Source organism: Brevibacillus fluminis, assembly GCF_003710825.1.
GTDB lineage: Bacteria > Bacillota > Bacilli > Brevibacillales > Brevibacillaceae > Brevibacillus_D > Brevibacillus_D fluminis.
On record NZ_RHHQ01000002.1, the window covers coordinates 23,606 to 45,923 of the forward strand.

The window sequence follows — 22,318 nt, forward strand, 5'->3', positions numbered from 1 at the left end:
GAGAATTTGCTCGGGGTAAAGGTGTATCAAAAAGTGAATGGAATCCCGCTGCAAAACGGCTGGTCAACCATTTGGGTCGATTGGAAAGGACATGTCGTCTCCTACCAACAGAGCAATCTCAAGCTGCCGAAAGAGGACACTTTCCCCAACCGATTCAAGGTCATCACCCCGGAAGCAGCGAGAGAAGCGTTTGCCAAAGAGGTTGAAGTCATTCCCGCTTTTAAAAACGACGAATATACATACAAAATCATGTATAAAAACGCAATAAATGCTGTATCCGGTGCCGCTGAGCCGACTGATCCAAAGCAAGGTCGGTTTGTCGGCATACAACGCATTTCGACCGCTGCAAAACCGTTGACCGTACAGACAGTGACAGACTATAAAGATGCGAAGCTCCTCCGAGAATGAAGATGAAATCGAGATGCAACCCGTTTCTAAAGACGGCATTCTCAATGAGAACGGCGGCGGTTTCATCCGCATTATCGCAAACAAGTTCAGCGGCAAAATCTCACGCTTTGAATACGAGCCACAGACCAATCAACCGACAGTTCTAGCAAACAAAAACGCCGTTCCACTGGAAACGGCGAAAGCGATGTATATGAAAAAAATTGAAGCTTGAGCTGTTTTACGTCGTGCCACTTGACCCGAAAGAGTCGCCAAAGCTGGTGTACCTCCCTGCGATCCCGACCCAATCCACTTACATGAACCCTACCACAGGCGAAGTCACGATTGAACAGGACGATTGGCAATCCCATTAAGTAAAATATCGACGGTCATCGCGACCAGCTCATCATCCGAGCGCATCGGGATGTCATCAAACACGTCGACTGATTTGAAAATGACCATACCCGCCAGCATCGAGATGAATGCGCGCACGATCAGGTCCGCCGGGAGCGGCCGCAGCTCGCCAGATGCGATTCTGCTTTCAATGAATTGCTGCGCCAGGTTTTTGGCTACCTTTGCGACATGATTGATGATCGCATCGCGCAGTTCTTCATGGAAAAACGCCTCCTGAAAAAGGATACGGGCGTGATTGCGATTGGCCTCCAGCAGTGCCAGCCGGTTTTTGTACAAGCTTGTGATTACCTCGCCGAGCGGCTGCTCCTTCTGCGGCTGCAATATAGCACGGACATCCTTTAGCAGAAACGGGGCCGCGCTTTTGACGACCATCGGTGCTACCGCTGCGATCAGGATGTCTTTTTTTGATTTGTAGTGGCGAAAGATCGTTCCCTCTGCAACACCCGCTTCCTTGGCAATTTCCGCCGTAGAGCTGGCATGGAACCCTTTCTCCGCGAACAGTTTAATGGCCGCCTGCAAAATGCTTTTTTGCTTGGCCGTCATGACATCTTCATCCTTCAGCTCATTCAAAAATACTTGGATATTTTCTTCAAATGCATCTCCACTCACGTTCGCATCCTCCTTAACTCCCATTCGACCATATTCGCTAGTCGATTTGCTTGCGGAAACGAAGCATGGCAATCACGATTATCACTACGCAAAATACCGTCATGCCAAGTGTATCCAACCAAAGAGCGGATAAATCCACGCCTTTGAGAAAAATGCCGCGCAAAATTTCCAAAAAATAAGTAAGCGGGACAAGCCCACCCAACCATTGTATCACGAGCGGCATCGTATCGCGTGGAAACATAAAGCCGGAGAGAAGCACGCTCGGCAAGATGAAGGCAAAAGCCACCTGCATGGCCTGCAGCTGCGTTTTGGCGATGGTCGAAATGAAAATGCCCAGCACAAGCGTCGTGATGAGAAAGAGCAGCGACAGCAGCACGAGAAGCAGGATGCTTCCTTTTACTGGAACGCCGAACCAATATGTCCCGAGAAAGAGCACGATGCAAAAGGAAAAGAGGCCAATCCCGACGTAAGGCGTAATTTTGCCAAGGAGCAGCTCCAGCGGCCGGATCGGCGTAACGATCAGCTGCTCCATTGTGCCGCGTTCCTTCTCCCTGACCAGTGAAAAGGCAGTGAGGATCATCGTCACGTTTTGCATGATCAGGCCGATCAATCCGGGAATGTTGAACACGATGCTTTCCATGTTTGGATTGAACAACACCCGCGATTCCAGGGAGAGCGGCAGCTCCAGCTTGCCCATGCCTTGTTTTTGCATGTTGGCCTCCTGAATGGAGATCGCTTTGTTCTGCACGATCAGCTGTGCATTCGACACCGCTGTCCGCGCGATGTTGGGGTCGGAGCCATTGACCAGCAGCTGAACGGCCACAGGCTCATTGCGATCCCGTTTCGTGGCAAAATCGGCGGGTATCACCAACCCTACATCAATTTTGCCTTGATCGATCAGCTGCTCCAGTTCGTCATCGCTCTGCACATACGTCTCGATCGCGAAAATGTTCGTGTTGGCCAGGTTTTGTGCCAATTCGCGGCTGTCTGCCGAGTGGCTCTGATCCCAAACGCCTGTCGCGATGTGCTCGACATCGGTATTGACGGCATACCCAAACAGAAATAAGAGCATGATCGGCATGACCAGCGCAATGCCAAGGCTGGCTCGGTCACGACGAATCTGGATCGCTTCCTTTTTGACAATCGAACGATAGCGCGACCAACTGAAGTGCTTCATGCCCTCCCCTCCCTTTCCTTGGCTGCGTCTACGTTTCTCGCCGCCTTCAGCTTTGCTTCTTCCTGCTCAACAAGTCCGATGAAAACGTCCTCCAGATTGTGCGCATCCATTTGCTCGATTAGCTGCTGCGGCGTTCCTTGGGCCAGTAAAGTACCGAAAAAGATGAACCCGATGGCATCGCACGTTTGCGCCTCATCCATGTAATGCGTACTGACCAGAATCGTCATGCCTGCTTGCGCCAGCTTATGGATCACATCCCAGAAAATCCGACGCGACACTGGATCAACACCCGCTGTCGGCTCATCGAGGATCAAGAGCTCTGGCTGGTGTAAAAGCGCACACGATAGGGCAAGCCGCTGCTTCCAGCCGCCAGACAGCGATCCTGCCAGCTGTTTTTCCCGACCGGTCAAACCCGCCATCTCGATCAGCTCAGTTTTCCGTCTCACCAGCTCGGCTCCGGAAATGCCGTACACGCCCGCATAAAAATCAAGGTTTTCCTCAACCGTCAAATCTTCATACAGGCTGAATTTTTGTGACATGTAGCCGATTCGCTGCTTGATTTCCTCACTCTCGGTCATCACATCAAACCCGAGCACCTCCCCCTTCCCGGAGGTCGGCACCAAAAGGCCGCAAAGCATGCGGATCGTCGTCGACTTACCCGAGCCATTCGGCCCCAAAAATCCGTAAATCGTACCCTTTTCAATCTCGATGGAGACGTTATTGACAGCGATCCGCTCCTGAAACACCTTCGTCAAATTTTCACACCGAATCACGACCTCGCTCATTTCGCTCCCACCTGTTCTGTCACATATACGTCCGCAGGCATTCCGGGACGCAGCTTGTCGAAGCCGCTTTCCATGGCGACGGTAACGGCGAACACCATTTTGGTTCGCTCCGCTGTGGTCTGTACGTTTTTGGGCGTGAACTCTGCTTTATCGGCTATCGAACGAATGACTCCGGGGAACTGCTCGTTCGGGTAAGCATCGACTTTTACCGCCACTTTCTGCCCGACTTGTACATGGCTAAGGTCGGCTTCCGGAATATATACCTTCACTTTGAGCTGATCCTTTTTCATCATGGTGAACAAGGTGGAACCTGCTTTTGTTAGCTCGCCTTGTGTGACGTTTTTGCGCAGGATGGAGCCATCCGCCGGGGCAAGCACCTGAGTCTTTTCCTCCTGCAACTTGGCTTGGTCCAGCTTTGCCTGGGCCTGCAGCTGTGCAGCCAAGAGCGCCTTCAGATTGTAATCCGTGCTTCCTTCCTGCAACAGGTCCAGATCGGCCTGCGCGCTATCCATCTGCGCTTTTGACGTTCCAACGGTTGCTTGCGCAGCTTCCCAGTCTTCTCTTGCCGCGGCATACTGGGCCTGGGTTGAGGATAGCTGCGCGGTCAATTGGTTCACTTGTGTTTGCGCCTGATTGACGACCTCCGCCTGTGCGTCCAAGTCCCGCTTGGAAACTGCACCGCTGGCAAATAGCCAATTTGTATCCTGCAAACGGGATTGCTGGTACGCGAGCGTCTGCTTGGCGCCTTCCAGCTGGCTTTGCGCCTGACTCATCTGGTCTTGCACACGATCCAGATTCGCCTTGGCCTGCCTGACGCGCGCTTGTGCAACTGTCACAGATGAAGCGGCTTGCTGAACTTGTGCCGCTCCTTTTTTCAGCGTCTGGTTGCGGGACCCGGCTTTTGCCTCTTCCAGCCGTGCGGTGGCCTGCATCAAAGCAGCCTCGGCTTCTTTGATGGTCAACGCATAGCTTCTATCATCGATGACGGCGAGGATGTCATTCTTTTTGACCGCGGCTCCTTCATCCACATCTAGCTTCAGCAAAGTGCCGCCTACCTCGGCAACCACCGGCAGCTCCTCCGCTTCCAACGTCCCCGATAAGGCGGCCGCATCATTATGAGAAAACGAGCAGCCCGTTGTCAGTGCCAGCATGGCGGCCGCAATCCCCCATGTCAAAAAGGTCCGTCGCATCATGATATATCCCCCTTTGGAATTAAAAGTGAGTAATCACTCGCTTTTTGAGCTCATTATATGCTCTTTCCTTTCACTTGTATATCCCCATTTTCTGTCCTCTCCCTTTCCATATTTCATCCACACCATTCGTAAAAAAACCCGGAAGCAGCCTGTATGGCCATCATCCGGGTGTTGATACCGTTATGTACTCATTTGACATACGGAAGGCTCGGGACGTATTCCGCGCCTTTCACCCTGCCGATCCATTCTAGCTCGGCAAGCGCCAAACTCTCAAAATTCTCCGCTACATGCACGTCTCCACCTTCACGAATCCCTGTAATAATCGGATACAGCTTGCTGAAAATACCATTGATATACCACATGTCAAATAAAAGGTCGGGATGGACAAGCCTATTTTTGAACAGGACGCCTACCATTTCGAAAAAGCCATACAGCGTTTGGAAGTTCATGTACCCGTCACTGCCAGCCGGGAATTTCTCCAGAAACTGCTCATAGGTTCCATCCATCACTTCTTGGCTCAGCCAGCGTCGCGCCGCGCGAATGCGTTCCGATTCATATTGGTCGTACAGGCGCAGGATGATTTCCGCGTCCTGGAAAGTAGGGACCACCATGCTTTTTTTCCTCCCTAATATTGTCATATACTTGTAGTATCGCATCTGCCATACACGCAGACAAGCAGGAAGAAAAAGTAAAAAAGGAGGCGATACGACATGAAACGCATATACTTGATCAGACATTGCCAAGCATCCGGACAAGAACCTGACGCGCCTTTGACGGCAACCGGACAAGACCAGGCGGTACAGCTCGCCTCATTCTTAGAACCATTGGAAATCGAACGCATTGTCTCGAGCACCTTTTTGCGGGCATGCCAGACCATCGAACCTTTCGCCCGGCGAAATGATCTCTCTATTGAGACAGACTCACGTTTGACGGAGCGTGTTCTATCATCCGTTCCCCTCGATGACTGGCTTACTCATTTGTCCCAATCCTTCGACGATTTGGACTTGTGCCTAGAAGGCGGCGAATCAAATCGAACCGCCATGCAGCGCGGCGCTGCAGCTATCCGCGACATCCTTGCGCATCATACCGAGGCAACCGCAGTGGTGACCCACGGTGGCCTGATGACCTTGCTGCTCAAGCATTTCGACGACCGGTATGGATTTGCCGAGTGGAAAGCACTCACCAATCCCGATGTGTATGTCTTGCGCTTTTCATCGGACGCGACGCAGATCGAGCGCATGTGGGGTTGAGCACGACCGCGACTTGCAAGACAAAAGAGGTACCCTACACGAGTACCTCTTCCAATTTTCTTTCGTTTTCCGTAACCACACGACCCTCCAAGCGGATCATTGCCTCCAATTCATCAGGTGGCAATTTTTTTATGTATTGGACGAACACCCGGGCCAACTCCACATCGAATTGCGTACCGGCACCAGCGTCGATTCGATTGAGCGCTTCATCCACCGGCATTCCTTTGCGATAAGGACGATCGGATACCATCGCGTCAAACGCATCGGCTACGGCCAGTATGCGAGCGATCAGCGGAATTTGCTCCCCTTTCAAACCATCGGGATACCCTTTTCCGTCAATCCGCTCATGATGGGAACGAATCGCGGGCAAAAGCTCTTCGAACACGCCTGACTGCTTCAAAATTTGATAGCCGATGACAGGATGTTCCTTGATTCGTTCATACTCTTCGTCCGTTAGCTTGCCTTCTTTTTTCAGAATATAGTCCTCGATCCCGATCTTACCGATATCATGCAAAATTCCGCCAAAATACACATCATCCACAAAGCTTTGCTTGGCATGCAGCTCTCTGGCAATCTCACGCCCAAAGGAGGCTACGCGATTCGAATGCCCATGCGTATATGGATCTCTTGCATCGACGGAGTGCGCCAGCGCAGTCAGGAAGGAATGGTTGAGCGAGTTCACCTCGGCGACTTTCTCCTCGAGCTTGACCAGCCCGTCGAAGTACTGACGAAACACAACACTAATGGTCAAAAAAGCGATGGAGACCGGCAAAATAGCCAGCCAGCCGGTATGCGCAACAAGTCTAGCGCCGATATCGCCCATGATCATGAGCAAAAAGTAGACGCTTGTACCGCCCCGCACCATTTCCTTGACTTTGGTCCACCACGACACGTTGACATAGTTAGAGATGAGAATCGCGCACAGACCCGTGTTTGCCACGAAGAAAACGAACATGAGCAGCAAGTCGGCAATCATCCAGGGGATGTGGTAGGAATCCAGCCACGTTTTCAAGCAGCCCACGATCCAGATCGTGACCAGCCATTGGCCGATATTCGGCAGCATTTTCTTATGTGCTTTGAACAAAAAGGCCAGCAATATATTTTCCAAAATAGCTGACCATGTTCCCAACCATGCTCCCTCCAGCAAAATGCCGGAGAGAATGATTGCGCTGTTTAAGGTTAGTACCGCATGATACGTACGGATCGGAGCAAAACAGGCAATTACCGTCAGAAGCGTATAAACGAACAAAATCTGCAGGTTCTCTTTGGATTCCCAATCTTGTAGCACATACAGCAAAATAAGCAGTGCTAGAATCGGGAAACCGACGGTAACAAATATTCCTTTAAGTCGCAAGCTAATGTTTTGGCGCATATTGTTTACCTTCTCGTAGGCGGATTAGAGATAGCGGTTTGTTCATGATGCGTTGCACGAGCAGGAAGGTACCCAAGATTACAAAAAGATCACCGATGCTGATGACACGTTTAAAGTAAAAAGGCTTGTAAATGAAATCTGCGAGAAACGGGAGATTCGTTTCTTCATTGAGCAGCACATGCTTGAAGTCAGTGCCTGCAATCAGCGTTTCCAATGGGAAAGGCACTTTCGTCGCCTGCTCCAGATCGACAGGCATCCTGCCGTAATTCGCCCAGATTACGAGCGCATTGAGGAGCCACCCAATCATAAAAATGCGCATGTCCTCATGCTCGCGGTTACTATAGAAGAACAATAGTGTAAATACGTACGAGATCGAGACCAGTAATCCGGCATACTCGCCGACAAACGCGGAGCCTATTTGCAAAAGGATGCTGATTCCGAGCGCCCACAAGCTGTGAAACTGGGGCATCTCGCGAATCCGGCCCCTTCTAAGGAAGGCAATCACAAACGAAACGACTACCACGTCCAACATTTATGGATGTTCCTCCTTTTTTTATATATCTGTTTTAAAAAACCAGATTACACCGACTCGTTGGCGGAACCTTGGTTGTTATACCTACTTTTCTGTTATAGAAACTGGGCTCCGCCAAGCCTTTGGCGGAGCCTTCGTTGCACATTCCCATCTGTCGAAAGAGCAATCACTTCAAGAAGCGGCTGCCTTCCATTCATTTGCTACAAGGTTTAGGGGTAAGCGCTCCAGCCAGCGGAAGTCGCTGCTACGATGCCCGCAACAACCAGTACAGCGAAAAATACTTTTTTCATACGGCTCTCCTCCCATACGACAAGAATTCGAAAACGCTTTCCTTACAAAGATGATAATTCCAAATCTAGTTGTATCTTCATCTTACAAAGAATTAGGTAAGAGGATAATAGTTCACTAGACCTATATTCTCTAAAATTTCCGAAGAAAAGCGGTTCCGTCCAGATGGGAAGGAACCGCTTCAATTCGTTTACATAACTGCAGCCAAAATCGCTTTCTGCGCATGCAGTCTATTTTCAGCCTGATCAAATACAACCGAGTTCGGGCCATCGATCACGCCTGCAGTCACTTCCTCGCCACGGTGGGCAGGCAAGCAATGCATGAACAGATGATCCGGGTCAGCTAGTTTTGCGATTTGCTCGTTCACTTGGTAATCCGCAAAAGCTTTCATGCGAATCTCGTTTTCCGCTTCAAAGCCCATGCTGGTCCAAACATCTGTGTACAAGACGTCCGCACCGGAAGATGCTTCTTGCGGGTCGTTGGTCAAAATGACCTTCGCGCCGCTCTTCGCAGCCAGCAGCTTGGTCTGCTCCGCTACCTCAACCTCCAGCTCATAGCCTTTCGGCGTCGCCACGCGGACCTCCACGCCCAAAGCAGCGGCAGCAAGCACCAGCGAGGCAGCCACATTGTTGCCGTCTCCCAGATACGCCATCTTGACGCCTTCCAGCTTGCCTTTGTGTTCCAGGATGGTCAGCATGTCGGCGAGCGCCTGGCATGGATGGAAGCGGTCGGTCAGACCATTGATGATCGGAATTGACGCATGCTCCGCCAACAATTCCACATCAGCATGGGAGTAGGTACGGATCATGATGGCATCCACATAGCGGGACAGCACTTTCGCGGTATCGCTGATCGGCTCTCCGCGTCCAAGCTGCAACTCTTTCCCGCTCATGAACATCGCCAAACCACCCAGCTGGTACATGCCGACTTCAAAAGAAACGCGCGTGCGCGTCGAAGCCTTGTCAAAAATCATCCCCAGCGTTTTTCCTTTGAGCGGTTGATAAAGATGGCCGTTTTTCTGCATCTCTTTCAGCTGCAACGCGGATTGGAGCAGGTACGATAGTTCCTCTCCGGTAAATTCGTCGACGCGCAGCACATCTTTTCCTTTAAGGCTTTGCGATTGCAATTTTTGATAATGTTCCAATATCTTCACATTCATCATGATTGTCACCCTCCTTTTTCGTCAATGAAGCTACATACAGCTCGAATGTCTCAACAGCCGTGAACAGCGGGATTCCTTTTTGCACCGCCAAACCGCGGAGTCGGAACCCTGTACGTCCGTGCTGGTTTCCTTTTGTTGCGGTAACGAAAGCGAGCGTCAGGCCACCTGATTGGATCAATTGGCCAAAATCTTGCTCATTTTCAACGATGGCTGCGACAGCCACGCCTGCGCTTTGCAGCCATGACGCCGTCCCTTTGGTTGCGGCAAAACGGATTCCTTGCTTGTGCAGTTCGGTTACGGATGCCACCAGCTTCGCTTTATCATCGTCAGCGAGCGAAATGAACAGCGTATCGTTTGGCACAAGCTTCGGATACGATGAATCCTTGAACCGGAAGGCTTTGGCCGCCGCTTCTTCAAACGTGCGTCCCAAGCCGAGAATTTCGCCGGTCGATTTCATTTCTGGTCCGAGCACCGGATCGACGCCATTCAGCTTGATCGTGGAGAAGACTGGCGCTTTGACGACGGCAAAAGAAATCTCAGGCAAAAGCCCTGTTCCGTAGCCCATCGCTCCGAGCTTTTCTCCCAATTGTGCCCGAACAGCCAGCTCGACCATCGGCACCTTTGTCACTTTGCTTACGATCGGTACGGTCCGGGATGCGCGCGGGTTCACTTCAAGTACGTAAATAATGTCGCCCGCTACGACGAACTGGATATTGATCAGCCCAACCGCTTGCATTTTTTCTGCAATCCGCTTGGCGTAATCGACCAGCGTCGTCTTTTGCCCTTCTGTCAAATTCGGCGCCGGGAAGAGCGCCATGCTGTCGCCGGAATGTACGCCTGCTTTTTCAACGTGTTGGAAAATGCCAGGAACCAGCACATCGGTACCGTCACTTACAGCGTCCACTTCGACTTCCATGCCAGGAATATATTTATCTACCAAGAGCGGGAAAAAGCTCTTCATCATTTGATTGTTGAGCCAGCCTTCTACGGCTGTCGTCAATTCCGCTTTGTCTTGAACGACGATCATACCTTGACCGCCGATTACGTAAGAGGGACGCAGCAGGACCGGATAGCCGATCTCATCAGCTGTTTTAAGCGCTCCTGCGAGCGACTCAACGCCGCGGCCAGGGATGTGCGGGATGTCTAAATCACGCAGCATTTGGTAAAACAGCTCGCGGTCCTCCACCATATCAATAGAAGCGAGGGACGTGCCCATGATCGTCATTCCGGCTTCTGCCAACGGTTGTGCCAGATTGATCGCAGTCTGCCCACCGAACTGGACCATGACGCCTTTTACGCCTTCGCGTTCGGCCACATGCAGGACATCTTCTACCGTAAGCGGTTCGAAATAAAGATGATCCGCTGTTTCGTAGTCTGTGCTGACCGTCTCCGGATTGTTGTTCACGACGATCGCCGCGATGTCTTTGGCTTGCAGCGACTTTGCTGCATGGACGGAGCAATAGTCGAACTCGATCCCTTGCCCGATCCGAATCGGCCCCGAGCCGAGCACCATCACTTTTTGACCGTCAATGTCAGCCACTTCATCGGCGCCTTGCCAGGTTGAGTAGTAGTAAGGCGTTTGCGCATCGAATTCAGCAGCGCACGTATCAACGATTTTATAGCTTGGCGTTAGCTGTAGCTCCTTGCGCTTCGCACGCACGGTCGCGGCGTCGACGCCTGTCAGCTGGGCAATCGTCTGGTCAGCGAAGCCTTGCTTTTTGGCTGCTGCCAGCGCTTCCGCCGAGATGTTGTCCCATCCTGTTGCGGCAAGCTGCTGCTCGGTGCGAACGATACGTGCGATGCAGCGCAGGAAAAACGGATCGACACCGGTAATTTGCTGGATCTCTTCTTCTGTAAAGCCTTTCCGCATCGCTTCCGCAAGTGCGAACAGGCGCAGATCAGACGCATCCTTCAGCGCCACTGTCAGTTCATCCCTGGACAGAGCGGCAACGTCAGCTCGCTCTAGATGAATACAACCAAGCTCGAGTGAGCGCACTGCCTTCAGCAAACCTGCGTCGAGGTTGCGGGCAATCGACATCACTTCACCGGTCGCCTTCATTTGCGTTCCGAGCAAGCGGTCTGCCAACGGGAACTTATCGAATGGCCAGCGTGGGATTTTGACTACCACATAGTCCAAAGCCGGCTCAAAGCTGGCATACGTGTATCCAGTGATCGGGTTCAGCACTTCATCCAAGCGGTAGCCCAAAGCCAATTTCGCCGCAATCCGTGCGATCGGATAGCCGGTCGCTTTGGAAGCCAGTGCGCTTGAGCGGCTTACCCGCGGGTTCACTTCGATCAAATAATATTGATCTGAATACGGATCCAATGCGAATTGAATGTTGCAGCCGCCAACAACGCCAAGCGCACGAATCACCTTGGTCGAGACGCTGCGAAGCATTTGGTACTGCTGATCCGTCAATGTTTGCGATGGTGCCACGACGATGCTGTCGCCGGTATGGATGCCGACCGGATCGAGGTTTTCCATGTTGCAGACGATGATGCACGTATCATTGTCGTCGCGCATGACCTCGTACTCGATTTCTTTCCAGCCTTTGACGCTACGTTCGATCAACACTTGGTTGATCGGGCTGGCGTCGAGACCGCGGGTAGCCACTTCCAGAAGCTGTGCCTCGTTGTCGGCGATTCCGCCCCCCGCGCCACCCAATGTGAAAGCAGGTCGCACGATGACCGGATAGCCGATGGAGGTGGCGAAACGCACCGCATCCTCCACAGACTCGACTGTCTCACTTTCCGGCACAGGCTCGCCGATCTTTTTCATCAGCTGCTTGAACAGCTCGCGGTCTTCCCCGTTTTGAATGGTGGATAGCGGCGTTCCCAGCAGATTTACTTGATATTTTTCCAAAACGCCCGCTTCCGACAGCGAGACAGCCAGGTTGAGACCCGTTTGGCCGCCCAGCGTCGGGAGCAAGCCGTCGGGACGCTCCTTGGCGATGATGGCTGTCAACGATTCAACCGTCAGCGGTTCGAGATAAACTTTATCGGCGACCTGCTCATCTGTCATGATGGTAGCAGGGTTGTTGTTAACGAGAATGACCTGCACCCCCTCTTCTTTCAAAGAAAGGCAGGCTTGTGCTCCAGCATAGTCGAATTCAGCCGCCTGACCGATCACAATCGGGCCAGAGCCGATGACTAGCACTTTCTTGATGTGTTCGATCTTAGGCATAATGCTTAGCTCCTATCACTTGCATGGATTGAATGAATTGGTTGAAAATATGTCCGGTGTCAGAAGGTCCCGGATGCGCCTCCGGATGGAACTGCACGCTCATGATTTGATGCTGCAAATGGCGCAAGCCTTCGACAGAGCCATCATTGACGTTCACATACGTGATGGCGAGTTGTTTTTTATCGATGGTATCGTCTTTGACGACGTATCCGTGATTTTGTGAAGTGAGATACACTTTACCGGTCGCAAGCTCGCGCACCGGATGATTGCTACCGCGGTGGCCGTAGGAAAGGCGCCCCGTTTTCGCGCCATACATCAGCGCGATCATTTGATGGCCCAGACAAATACCGAGCGTCGGATAGGCTTCCGCCATTTTTCGCCACTCCGCACAATAAGCGGTGAGGTGGGCAGGGTCGCCAGGGCCATTGGAAAAGACCAGACCATCTGGCTTCAAAGCTTGAATTTGGGCGAATGTCGTATCGAACGGCACGACAGTCACGCTGCAGCCAAGTGCGAGAAGCGAGTCGAGGATCGATTTCTTCATGCCCAGATCGATCAGAACGACATGCTCGCCTTTGCCAGGGTAATGCTCTTGCTTTTGGCAGGTAACATCGGCCACCAGCGACTTTTTCGCATGCTTGTTGCGCGCTGCTGCTACTTCTTCTACTGTCAGCGGTTTATCGGAAATGATCCCGAACAAGTCTCCGGTCGCCCGCACCATTTTGGTAATCGTGCGCGTATCGATTCCGGAAAGAATCGGGAACCCGTAATGCAAAGCGGCTTCCGCCAGCGAGTGCTTGGAGCGGAAATGGCTCGGTTCTTCACACAATTCGCTTACAATCATGCCGGACAGTGCAGGTTTTTGCGCTTCGTTGTCCAAATCGTTTATTCCGTAATTTCCGATCAGCGGGTATGTGAATGTCACGATTTGTCCTGCGAACGACAGGTCGGTCATCACTTCCTGATAACCGGTCATCCCTGTAATAAACACAACCTCTCCGCTCGTCTCCAACGGCGCGCCGTACAATTGACCTGCAAATACCTCTCCTGTCTCCAATGTCAGGTATCCGGGACCGTATGATTTAGAATGTGAATCCACCATTGCCATCTCCTCTCCTTGCTCCCTTTCGATCTATATATATTCATCACGTTGCATACATATGCTTTGTTATGAATGATTATACAGTTCGGTTAATAAAAATGCAACGAATTTTTGCAAGTGCGCTAATTCGTTGCATTCGTCTATCACTATGCGGTTTGTTCAATCGCTTCTTTTAACAACGCGATCACTTGCTTGATTTCCGCTTCCGTCGTCACAAATGACGGGAGCATGCGGATGACCTGCGGTCCCGCCTGTAGCAAGATCACGCCTTTTTCCCGCATGTACGTGAGAATGTCGGCGACCGGTACGCTGAGCTCCAGTCCGAGCAGGAGTCCCAGCCCACGCACATCAATCACCTTGTCTGCATACAGGCTTTGCAGCTGCTTCAACTCTCCGACTAATACGTCATGCAATTGATTCACTTTTTGCAAATATCCTTGCTCCTCGATCTCTGTTACCGTAGCAAGGCCCGCTGCCATCGCCAGCGGATTGCCTCCGAATGTGGAGCCATGCGATCCGGGAGCGAACGCTTCGGCGACTTTCCCCACCGCCATGATAGCCCCGACGGGAAAACCGCTTCCCAGCGCTTTCGCGAGTGACACCACATCCGGCTTGATACCGTACTGCTGGAAGGCGAACCATGTGCCGGTACGGCCGATGCCCGTTTGCACCTCATCGACGATTAGAACCAGATCATGAGCGTCGCACAGCTCGCGAATCTCATTGACCCACGCCTGCTCTGCCGGATGAACACCGCCTTCCCCTTGAACCAGCTCGAGCATGATGGCGCATGTCTTGTCTGTGATCGCTGCCTTTAATGCCTCACTGTCGTTGTATGGCACCGTAATGAACCCTTCCGGCAGCGGCGCAAATCCTTCTTTTACTTTGGCTTGACCGGTCGCAGTCAATGTCGCCAGCGTTCTGCCGTGGAACGACTGATCGAACGTGATCACCTCGTAGCGATCCGTTTGCTTTACCTTTTGCGCGTAGCGACGGGCGATTTTAATCGCCGCTTCATTCGCTTCCGCCCCGCTGTTGCAAAAGAAAACACCGTCCAGGCCGGACAAGTCTGCGAGCTTAGCTGCAAGCTTCTCTTGGATCGGAATTTCAAATAGATTGGAGCAATGCCACAGCGTATCCACCTGCTCATGCAGCGCGTTTGCTACCGCATCGGGTACGTGCCCGAGTGACGCCACGGCGATTCCGGAAGTGAAGTCCAGATACTGTTTGCCCGCCTCGTCCCAAACCGCATTGCCCTTGCCTTTCACCAGACGGATGGACCACCTCGCATAGTTATTCATTAAATTGCATACTGATTCCACCGTACTCATGGACTCACGCTCCTTTTATCGATGTGCCTGTTTTTTCATTCGCAAAAGCTTTTAACAAATCTTCCACGGTTCCTTTGCAAATCACGACCTCTTTCACGCCCTGGCCGAGCGCATCCAGTGCTGATGTGACTTTCGGAATCATGCCGCCATAGATGACGCCGCTGTTAATCATCTGTTTAATCTCCTCGGAATCAGCTTCCGCCTTGACCGTTTTGGTGCCGTCCTCCTGCGTTTCAAGGATTCCCGGAACGTCCGTGATCATCATCAGCTTGTCGGCTGACAAGGCTGCGGCAATTGCCCCGGCCGCCACATCGGCGTTGATGTTAAAAACCGTCGATCCGTCCGCTGCGATCCCTAATGGTGCGAGCACCGGAATGCATCCTGCCGCAAGCACCGCCAGAATCGGCTCTTTGTTCACCTGCTCAATCTCGCCGACCAGCCCCAGCGGCTTCACTGTCTTTTGCGCGATGATGACGCCGGCATCCTGGCCGCTCATTCCCCATGCCTTCCCGCCTGCTTGCTGGACGCGGCGAACGAGGAATTTGTTGATTGACCCGGCCAAAACCATCTCGACTGCCTGCATCGTGTCTTCGCACGTCACGCGCAGCCCATCGATGAATTGCGGCTCAATCGCCAGCTTCTTTAACAGATCATTGATCGCAGGGCCTCCGCCGTGCACGATCACCACTTGCTTGCCGTCCTGCTTGAGTTTGGCAATGGTGGCAAAAAACTCATCCGGCAGCTCTTCCATCGTGCTGCCGCCGCATTTTAATACAATCAGCGATGCCATGAAATGCCCTCCTATCTCCTATGGGTAAAGCGGCACTTTGGGAAGACCTGCAGTCTCCTCAAATCCGCACATGATGTTCATATTTTGGATTGCCTGCCCCGCTGCCCCTTTGATCAAATTGTCAATGACAGAGAGGATGATGACTCGGCCGGTCCGTTCATCGAGATGCAGTGCGATGTCGCAGAAGTTGGAGCCGGACACCTCTTTGGTGCGAGGGTGGCTGCCGAACGGTCGAATGCGCACAAACGGTTCATCCTTATAGACAGATTCGTAATATTCTTGCAGTTCAGCCGCGCTTACCTGCTTTTTCAGCTTCACATAGGTCGTCGCCAGTATGCCCCGCGTCATCGGCACCAGATGAGGCGTGAATTGAACAAGGAGCGCTTTGCCGGTCTGCTCTTGAATCACTTGCTCGATCTCTGGCGTGTGTTGATGCTGGCCGACTTTATAGGCATTGATCGATTCGTTCAGTTCGCCGTAATGAACGCCAAGCGAAACACCGCGACCAGCTCCGGAAACGCCCGATTTGGCATCGATAATCCATGTGTCAGGGTCCACCCAATCGGTTTTTGCCAGCGGAAGCAAGCCCAGCAGCGTGGCAGTCGGATAGCAGCCCGGATTGGCGATGACCTGCGCTTGCTTGACAAGCTCGCGATTATACTCAGGCAAACCATACACCGCCTGCTCCACCGTCTGGGCATCGGCTGGCTGCTTTTTATACCAGGCTTGGTATTGTTCGGCCGAATTCAGCCGCAAATCGCCGGACAAATCAATCACTTTGACATTGGTTTGCAGCAGCTGCGGCGTCAGCTGTGCGCTTACCCCGGCAGGTGTCGCCAAAAATACCACATCGTTATTTTCAGCGATCGATGGGACATCAATTGATTCCAAAAGAGGCAGCTCCACCTGATGAAGATGGGGAAAGAGGGAAGCGAGAGCTGTTCCTTCCGAGGAACTGGAATAAACACGCGGGGTGCCCACCTCCGAATGCATCGACAACAGCCTGATCAATTCAACGCCTCCATAACCTGTGGCGCCGATAATTCCTGCACGCAGCATACAGCACGTCTCCATTCGTTGTATTTTTATACAACTATAATAATAAAAATGCATCGTAGATTCAATCACTTTTCCGCTATTTGAAAACTTGTCGGTACAAAAGAACACAAAAACGGTCACATCCAATCTAATGAAAAACGTCGAGACGTTTTTCAGAAAAAAAACGCCCATTCGCGCGACCGTTGTCGGGAATGGACGTTTTTTGTTTCGCTTATTTTTTTTCAGCCAGCCACGCCGCGATGTTATCGGCATCTGCACCTGAAACGAGGTTTGGCGGCATACCGCCTTTACCGTTTTTCAGGATTTCACGGATTTGGTCTTTCGACAGCTCTCCGCCGATTTTTTGCAGATTCGGGCCGACAACCCCTTCGAGGTTTTGGCCATGGCAGCCGGCACAGGTGTTTTTAAAGGTAGCTTCCGCTTTTGCAGCGTCTACGTTTGCATTGCTCGTTCCGCCTGCTGCTGGTGTTTCCGCAGGCTGTTGCCCTGCTGGCGGTTGTGCCGCTTGATTGCCACCACAAGCGCTCAGCGAAATTGCTAACAGCCCTGCCAGTGCAAGTCCCATTAAACGTTTCATCGTCTTCCCCCTCTTATCGTCATACGGATAAACAGATGACGGTATCAGTATCCCTCTCATGGCAAAAGATATACGAACACCTTGCCGATAAATCGGTTACTTGAGTGGCAACTCAAGTGCGTTCCACTCGCGCAATTCAAGCGTACGTGCTTTCTCGACAATAACAGGATCTGCTTCTGCCAAGCGTTTGGCCTCTTCGAATGACTCGGCTTTGTAAATCACCATTCCCCCGAGCTTGTCGGTGAATGGACCAGCCATCACCACTTGCCCTTTCAAAAACAGGTCATTGATATAGTCGAGGTGAGCAGGACGCACCTTGGCGTTCAACTCTTGATCCACGATTGGCAAATTTGCTACATACAACATGACTACGCCTCCGTTTCCACCTTACAGAACTTGACTGTATAATTGGTAAATGTTGCATATCATTCGTGTCCAGTATAACACTAACCGTCTTGTTTGGGTGTCACATTCTAGTGAACTTCCCGCTTATGTAAGGAGAGAAAGGACTCGGCCGGGTCCATTGCTGATCAGGCCATCGACCCCAGCCTCGGCCAGCCGAGCCACGTCGTGCTCATGATCTACGGTATAGGTTAAAACAAGCAGTCCACACTTATGCGCCTCTTCCACAAGCTCGCGATCCACCAGATGATGCCAAACATGCACAGCATGGACAGGATACGGCAAGCTTTGAATATAGCTCGCCAATCGGTAAAGGCGGGCTTCAAACAAAAGACCGAGAGGAAGTGATGGCTCCGTCTGATGCACCTCTTCTAACACCTGGTGATCGAATGATGAGATGATAAAACGAAACTTCTCTTTCCAGTCCCCGATTGCCTCCGCCACTTTTCGACCAATGCCGGGATAACGCACCGGACCGCTTTTGATCTCGATATTGATCAAATGCCCTTCCGGAAACACTGCCAGCACCTCTTCCAGCTGGGGAACTCGTTCGTCCGCAAATGCCGTCCCAAACCAGCCTCTTGCATCCTCCCGCTTCAACTGCTCCATCGTTTTTTCGTGCACGCGTCCGCTCCCTGTCGTTGTCCGTCCCAGCTCATGATCATGGATCACGCACAGCTTGCCATCTGCCGTTAGATGCACATCCAACTCGACGCCATGCGCTCCTTGGGCAAGCCCTTCCCGAAATGCGGCCAACGTGTTCTCCGGCGCATTCGCTGATGCGCCGCGATGTGCAAGTACGATAGGTGTTCGTTTCATATCGTTCATCCTTTCCCGGTTTGCCAATTAGAAAACCTGGCTACGCCCAGCTTTTTGGCGGAGCCACGGTACAAAAAGAAGCTGCCCTATTCAACATAAGGCAGCTTCTCGGCGTCATTCTATTTTATTTACCCATGGTTCATTTGAGAACGGAGGTAAGCGTCGATGAACATATCCAGATCGCCGTCCATTACCGCCTGCACGTTGCCTGTCTCCGCACTTGTGCGGTGGTCTTTCACCATGCTGTACGGATGGAAAACGTATGAGCGAATCTGGCTTCCCCACGCGATGTCTTTCTGCTCGCCTTGGATTGCCGCCAGTTCTTTCTCCTGCTCCTCGCGCTTCTTCTCAAAAAGTCGTGCAGTTAGCATCTTCATCGCCCGCTCACGGTTTTTGATCTGAGAACGCTCGGTTTGGCACGTCACTACGATGTTGGTCGGCAAGTGGGTAATCCGCACAGCGGAGTCGGTCGTGTTGATATGCTGACCACCCGCACCGCTCGCACGGTATACGTCGATCTTCAAATCCTCCGACCTGATTTCCACTTCGTTGTCGTTCTCGATTTCCGGCAAGACATTGCAAGAAACAAACGACGTGTGGCGTCGGCCGGACGAGTCGAATGGAGAAATGCGCACCAAACGATGGACACCTTTTTCCGATTTGAGGTACCCGTACGCATTGTATCCCTTGATCAAAAGGGTTACGCTTTTCACGCCCGCTTCATCCCCAGGCAGATAGTCAAGCGTCTCCACCTTGAAGCCTTTTGCCTCTGCCCAGCGCGTATACATGCGCAGCAGCATTGAGGCCCAGTCCTGCGACTCGGTACCGCCCGCACCCGGGTGAAGCTCCAAAATCGCATTGTTTTTATCGTATTGGTCACTGAGCAAGAGCTCCAGCTCAAAGCCTTCGAAATCCTTTTTCAAATCCTGCGCGCTCTGGTACAGGTCCGGAATCAGGGAAGTATCGCCTTCTTCCACCGCTAGCTCCAGCATCATCTGCAGGTCATCATAGGAAGAATCGAGCTTTTGCATCGTTTCAACCAGTGATTTCAGGACATTCAGCTCGCTGATCGTCTTCTGAGCGGCATCGTTGTCATCCCAGAAGTCAGGGGACAGCATTTTGTCTTCTAGCTCACCGATTCGCTCCTGCTTGGCAGGGAGGTCAAAGAGACCCCCTAATATCCGCTAATCGCTTAGCCATGCTGGCCATCTCTTGCTTTACGTCTGCTACATCAATCAAAGCCATGGTCAAAACCACCTTCTCCTCAAACTACAGCTCACTCTCTATGCTATGCTACATTAACGAATTCGCTTTAGGTTGCGTTTCTTTTCCTGATCGGCAGCGCGACGCTGCGCACGGTTCATTTGATCTTCATCGTTGTCACCGACCGGCGGCTGCTCGGAAGGCCCACTTGTTTTCAGGCTTTCCTGACCTCCCGCTTGACCTTTGACGACTTCCTGACGCTCGAGGTTTTGGCTGACTTCCGCCTTCATGATGTACATCGCCACTTCTTCCTCGACGCTCGCCACCATCGCCTGGAACATCTCGAAGCCTTCGAACTGGTATTCACGCAGCGGGTCGTTTTGTGCGTAAGCGCGCAGATGAATCCCTTGACGCAATTGCTCCATCGCATCGATATGATCCATCCATTTGCTATCGACTGCACGCAGCACGACCACTTTCTCGAACTCGCGGATCATCTCAGGAATTTCGCCTTCACGCGCATGGTACTGGCGCTCCGCTTCCGCTTTGAGGAATTCCAAGATTTCTTCCGCTTCCTTGCCTTTCAAGTCTTTCAACGTCACTGTTTCCTCGCGCAGGAAGCCATTGTTTGCAGCTTCCACCAACTCGTCGAGCTTCCAGTCTTCCGGTACTTCATCTTTCGGGCAATAGGCTTCTACATTGCGCTCGATCACGCTGTTGATCATGCCCAGCACGACATCGCTCAGATTCTCCTGCTCCAAAATATCGCGGCGCTGCTTGTAGATGACCTCGCGCTGTTGGTTCATGACATCGTCGTATTGCAGAACCACTTTACGAGCGTCAAAGTTGCTGCCCTCTACGCGTTTCTGTGCTGATTCAACGGCACGGGAAACGAGGCGGCTTTCGATCGGCATATCTTCTTCCATGCCCAGACGGTCCATCATGTTCATGATATTTTCAGCACCGAAACGGCGCATCAATTCATCCTGCAAAGACAAGAAGAATTGGGAGGAACCTCTATCACCTTGACGACCCGCACGACCACGCAGCTGATTGTCGATCCGGCGGCTCTCATGGCGCTCGGTACCCAGAATATGCAGGCCACCGAGATCAGCGACGCCTTCACCCAGCTGGATGTCGGTACCGCGGCCCGCCATGTTGGTCGCAATGGTAACAGCACCGTATTGACCGGCACGTGCGATGATTTCTGCCTCGCGCTCATGTTGCTTGGCGTTCAGTACGTTATGCGGCACGCCTTTTTGGCGGAGCATCACGGACAGACGTTCGGAGTTTTCGATGGAGATCGTACCTACAAGGACAGGTTGTCCGTTTTTGTGGCGCTCCACGATTTCGTTCACGACCGCGCGATATTTGGCGGCTTCCGTTTTAAAGATCAGGTCAGGCAAATCTTGACGCTGGATCGGACGGTTGGTCGGAATAACCACCACATCCAGGCCATAGATCTTTTTGAACTCTTCTTCTTCTGTTTTGGCGGTACCGGTCATACCGGACAGCTTTTGGTACATACGGAAATAGTTTTGCAAGGTGATGGTCGCAAGCGTCATGCTCTCGCTTTGCACCTTCAGGCCTTCTTTCGCCTCGATTGCCTGGTGCAGCCCTTCGCTGTAGCGGCGACCAACCATCAGACGTCCGGTAAACTCGTCTACGATGATAACCTCGCCGTCCTGCACTACGTAATCGACATCACGCTTGAACAGCACCTGGGCTTTCAACGCAGACATGATGTGGTGGTTCAGTGTCATATGCGCTGTATCATACAAGTTATCGATATTGAATGCTTTTTCTACCTTGACGACACCGTCGTCGGTCAAGGAGACGATTTTCAGCTTTTCGTCGATCGTATAATCCGTCTCCACTTCCAGACGCTTTACGAAATGCGAGGAGATGTAATACAGCTCGTTGGAACGGTTAGCGGCACCGGAAATGATCAGCGGCGTCCGCGCCTCGTCGACCAGAATGCTGTCCACCTCGTCAATGATCGCAAAGAACAGCGGGCGTTGAACCATCTGCTCTTTGTACAGCACCATGTTGTCGCGCAAGTAGTCAAAACCAAACTCATTGTTGGTACCGTATGTGATGTCGCAGTTGTAAGCTGCGCGTTTCTCTTCCGGCGTCAGGCCGTTTTTGTTCAAGCCGACAGTCAATCCGAGGAAGTTGTACAGCTGCCCCATGATCGAGGAGTCACGCTCAGCCAAGTAATCGTTGACTGTGATGATGTGGACACCTTTGCCGAGCAACGCGTTCAGGTACGTTGCGAGCGTCGCAACGAGGGTTTTCCCTTCCCCTGTCTTCATCTCGGAGATGCGGCCCTCTTGAAGCACCATACCACCGATGAGCTGCACGTCAAAGTGACGCATACCCAGCACGCGCTTGGAGCCCTCGCGCACGACAGCGAACGCCTCGTTCAAAATCTTGTCCAGGTCTTCCCCGTTTGCCAGGCGCGCCTTGAACTCCGCCGTCTTCTCGCGGAGCTGGTCATCGGTCATCGCTTCATACTCTGGTTCCATTTGATTTATTTTCTCAACACGTCTGAACATCTTCTTGACTTCACGTTCGTTGCTATCACCGAATATCTTCTTTACAAGCCCTAACATTAGGGTCGCCCCTCTCTGACTAATCCTAAGTCAATATTTTAACAAAATAAAAACCCTACAACAAGTAAAG

Annotated in this window: 21 protein-coding genes; 3 read left to right on the forward strand and 18 right to left on the reverse strand. The window is 52.1% G+C overall.

Annotated elements, in window-relative coordinates; genetic code table 11:
• Nucleotides 1-33: 33 nt before the first annotated feature.
• On the forward strand, nucleotides 34-408 hold the full coding sequence (locus EDM56_RS00240) for a hypothetical protein (protein ID WP_148040342.1): 375 nt from the start codon (nucleotides 34-36) through the stop codon (nucleotides 406-408).
• A 13-nt stretch (nucleotides 409-421) separates the two neighbouring features.
• The gene (locus EDM56_RS00245; RefSeq protein WP_122915873.1) at nucleotides 422-619 is read left to right on the forward strand and encodes a hypothetical protein; all 198 of its coding nucleotides are present in this window, start codon (nucleotides 422-424) and stop codon (nucleotides 617-619) included.
• Nucleotides 620-723: 104 nt separating this feature from the next.
• Here the strand turns inward: EDM56_RS00245 and EDM56_RS00250 are convergent, their stop codons facing one another.
• From EDM56_RS00250 to EDM56_RS00270, 5 genes are all read right to left on the reverse strand, one after another.
• Nucleotides 724-1,407, reverse strand: coding sequence for a TetR/AcrR family transcriptional regulator (locus tag EDM56_RS00250; RefSeq protein WP_246009205.1), 684 nt, complete (start codon nucleotides 1,405-1,407; stop codon nucleotides 724-726).
• Between the two features lie 37 nt (nucleotides 1,408-1,444).
• Complete coding sequence (locus tag EDM56_RS00255) at nucleotides 1,445-2,584, reverse strand: ABC transporter permease (RefSeq protein WP_122915875.1); 1,140 nt, start codon at nucleotides 2,582-2,584, stop codon at nucleotides 1,445-1,447.
• On the reverse strand, nucleotides 2,581-3,369 hold the full coding sequence (locus EDM56_RS00260; RefSeq protein WP_122915876.1) for an ABC transporter ATP-binding protein: 789 nt from the start codon (nucleotides 3,367-3,369) through the stop codon (nucleotides 2,581-2,583). Before EDM56_RS00260 ends, EDM56_RS00255 begins: the two co-directional genes overlap by 4 nt.
• Entirely contained in the window at nucleotides 3,366-4,562 is a 1,197-nt protein-coding gene (locus tag EDM56_RS00265) for an HlyD family secretion protein (protein WP_246009206.1), read from the reverse strand. The genes EDM56_RS00260 and EDM56_RS00265 overlap by 4 nt, the downstream gene beginning before the upstream one ends.
• Nucleotides 4,563-4,750: 188 nt before the next feature.
• Nucleotides 4,751-5,173 (reverse strand): DUF4760 domain-containing protein, encoded by a 423-nt coding sequence (locus EDM56_RS00270; RefSeq protein WP_122915877.1) that lies wholly within the window; start codon nucleotides 5,171-5,173, stop codon nucleotides 4,751-4,753.
• 99 nt (nucleotides 5,174-5,272) lie between these two features.
• Here EDM56_RS00270 and EDM56_RS00275 point away from each other — a divergent pair, with 99 nt between their 5' ends.
• The gene (locus tag EDM56_RS00275) at nucleotides 5,273-5,812 is read left to right on the forward strand and encodes a histidine phosphatase family protein (RefSeq protein WP_122915878.1); all 540 of its coding nucleotides are present in this window, start codon (nucleotides 5,273-5,275) and stop codon (nucleotides 5,810-5,812) included.
• A gap of 34 nt (nucleotides 5,813-5,846) precedes the next feature.
• Here EDM56_RS00275 and EDM56_RS00280 read toward each other — a convergent pair whose 3' ends face one another.
• The 13 genes from EDM56_RS00280 to secA all read right to left on the reverse strand — a co-directional run bounded on the left by EDM56_RS00280 (nucleotide 5,847) and on the right by secA (nucleotide 22,248).
• Complete coding sequence (locus EDM56_RS00280; RefSeq protein WP_122915879.1) at nucleotides 5,847-7,184, reverse strand: HD-GYP domain-containing protein; 1,338 nt, start codon at nucleotides 7,182-7,184, stop codon at nucleotides 5,847-5,849.
• On the reverse strand, nucleotides 7,168-7,716 hold the full coding sequence (locus tag EDM56_RS00285; RefSeq protein ID WP_122915880.1) for a DUF5317 domain-containing protein: 549 nt from the start codon (nucleotides 7,714-7,716) through the stop codon (nucleotides 7,168-7,170). The genes EDM56_RS00280 and EDM56_RS00285 overlap by 17 nt, the downstream gene beginning before the upstream one ends.
• A 478-nt stretch (nucleotides 7,717-8,194) precedes the next feature.
• A complete protein-coding gene (argF, locus tag EDM56_RS00290; RefSeq protein ID WP_122915881.1) occupies nucleotides 8,195-9,166 on the reverse strand; it encodes an ornithine carbamoyltransferase in 972 nt (323 codons plus the stop codon).
• Nucleotides 9,111-12,350 carry a carbamoyl-phosphate synthase (glutamine-hydrolyzing) large subunit gene (locus EDM56_RS00295; RefSeq protein ID WP_122915882.1) on the reverse strand — a complete coding sequence of 1,080 codons (3,240 nt, stop codon included), beginning with the start codon at nucleotides 12,348-12,350 and terminating at the stop codon, nucleotides 9,111-9,113. Before EDM56_RS00295 ends, argF begins: the two co-directional genes overlap by 56 nt.
• Nucleotides 12,343-13,449, reverse strand: coding sequence for a carbamoyl phosphate synthase small subunit (locus tag EDM56_RS00300; RefSeq protein ID WP_122915941.1), 1,107 nt, complete (start codon nucleotides 13,447-13,449; stop codon nucleotides 12,343-12,345). The genes EDM56_RS00295 and EDM56_RS00300 overlap by 8 nt, the downstream gene beginning before the upstream one ends.
• A 149-nt stretch (nucleotides 13,450-13,598) precedes the next feature.
• Nucleotides 13,599-14,783 carry an acetylornithine transaminase gene (locus tag EDM56_RS00305; protein ID WP_122915883.1) on the reverse strand — a complete coding sequence of 395 codons (1,185 nt, stop codon included), beginning with the start codon at nucleotides 14,781-14,783 and terminating at the stop codon, nucleotides 13,599-13,601.
• A 4-nt stretch (nucleotides 14,784-14,787) separates the two neighbouring features.
• A complete protein-coding gene (argB, locus tag EDM56_RS00310; protein WP_122915884.1) occupies nucleotides 14,788-15,573 on the reverse strand; it encodes an acetylglutamate kinase in 786 nt (261 codons plus the stop codon).
• A gap of 18 nt (nucleotides 15,574-15,591) precedes the next feature.
• The gene (argC, locus tag EDM56_RS00315; RefSeq protein WP_122915885.1) at nucleotides 15,592-16,632 is read right to left on the reverse strand and encodes an N-acetyl-gamma-glutamyl-phosphate reductase; all 1,041 of its coding nucleotides are present in this window, start codon (nucleotides 16,630-16,632) and stop codon (nucleotides 15,592-15,594) included.
• 211 nt (nucleotides 16,633-16,843) lie between these two features.
• The gene (cccB, locus tag EDM56_RS00320) at nucleotides 16,844-17,209 is read right to left on the reverse strand and encodes a cytochrome c551 (RefSeq protein WP_122915886.1); all 366 of its coding nucleotides are present in this window, start codon (nucleotides 17,207-17,209) and stop codon (nucleotides 16,844-16,846) included.
• A gap of 96 nt (nucleotides 17,210-17,305) precedes the next feature.
• Complete coding sequence (locus EDM56_RS00325) at nucleotides 17,306-17,575, reverse strand: YciI family protein (RefSeq protein ID WP_122915887.1); 270 nt, start codon at nucleotides 17,573-17,575, stop codon at nucleotides 17,306-17,308.
• A gap of 123 nt (nucleotides 17,576-17,698) precedes the next feature.
• A complete protein-coding gene (locus EDM56_RS00330; protein ID WP_122915888.1) occupies nucleotides 17,699-18,430 on the reverse strand; it encodes a glycerophosphodiester phosphodiesterase in 732 nt (243 codons plus the stop codon).
• Between the two features lie 128 nt (nucleotides 18,431-18,558).
• A protein-coding gene (gene prfB / locus EDM56_RS00335; RefSeq protein WP_122915889.1) for a peptide chain release factor 2 occupies nucleotides 18,559-19,675 on the reverse strand; the annotation gives its coding sequence in 2 pieces (ribosomal slippage) (nucleotides 18,559-19,593 and nucleotides 19,595-19,675; 1,116 coding nt in all).
• A gap of 53 nt (nucleotides 19,676-19,728) precedes the next feature.
• Nucleotides 19,729-22,248, reverse strand: coding sequence for a preprotein translocase subunit SecA (secA, locus tag EDM56_RS00340; RefSeq protein ID WP_122915890.1), 2,520 nt, complete (start codon nucleotides 22,246-22,248; stop codon nucleotides 19,729-19,731).
• Nucleotides 22,249-22,318: the final 70 nt, after the last annotated feature.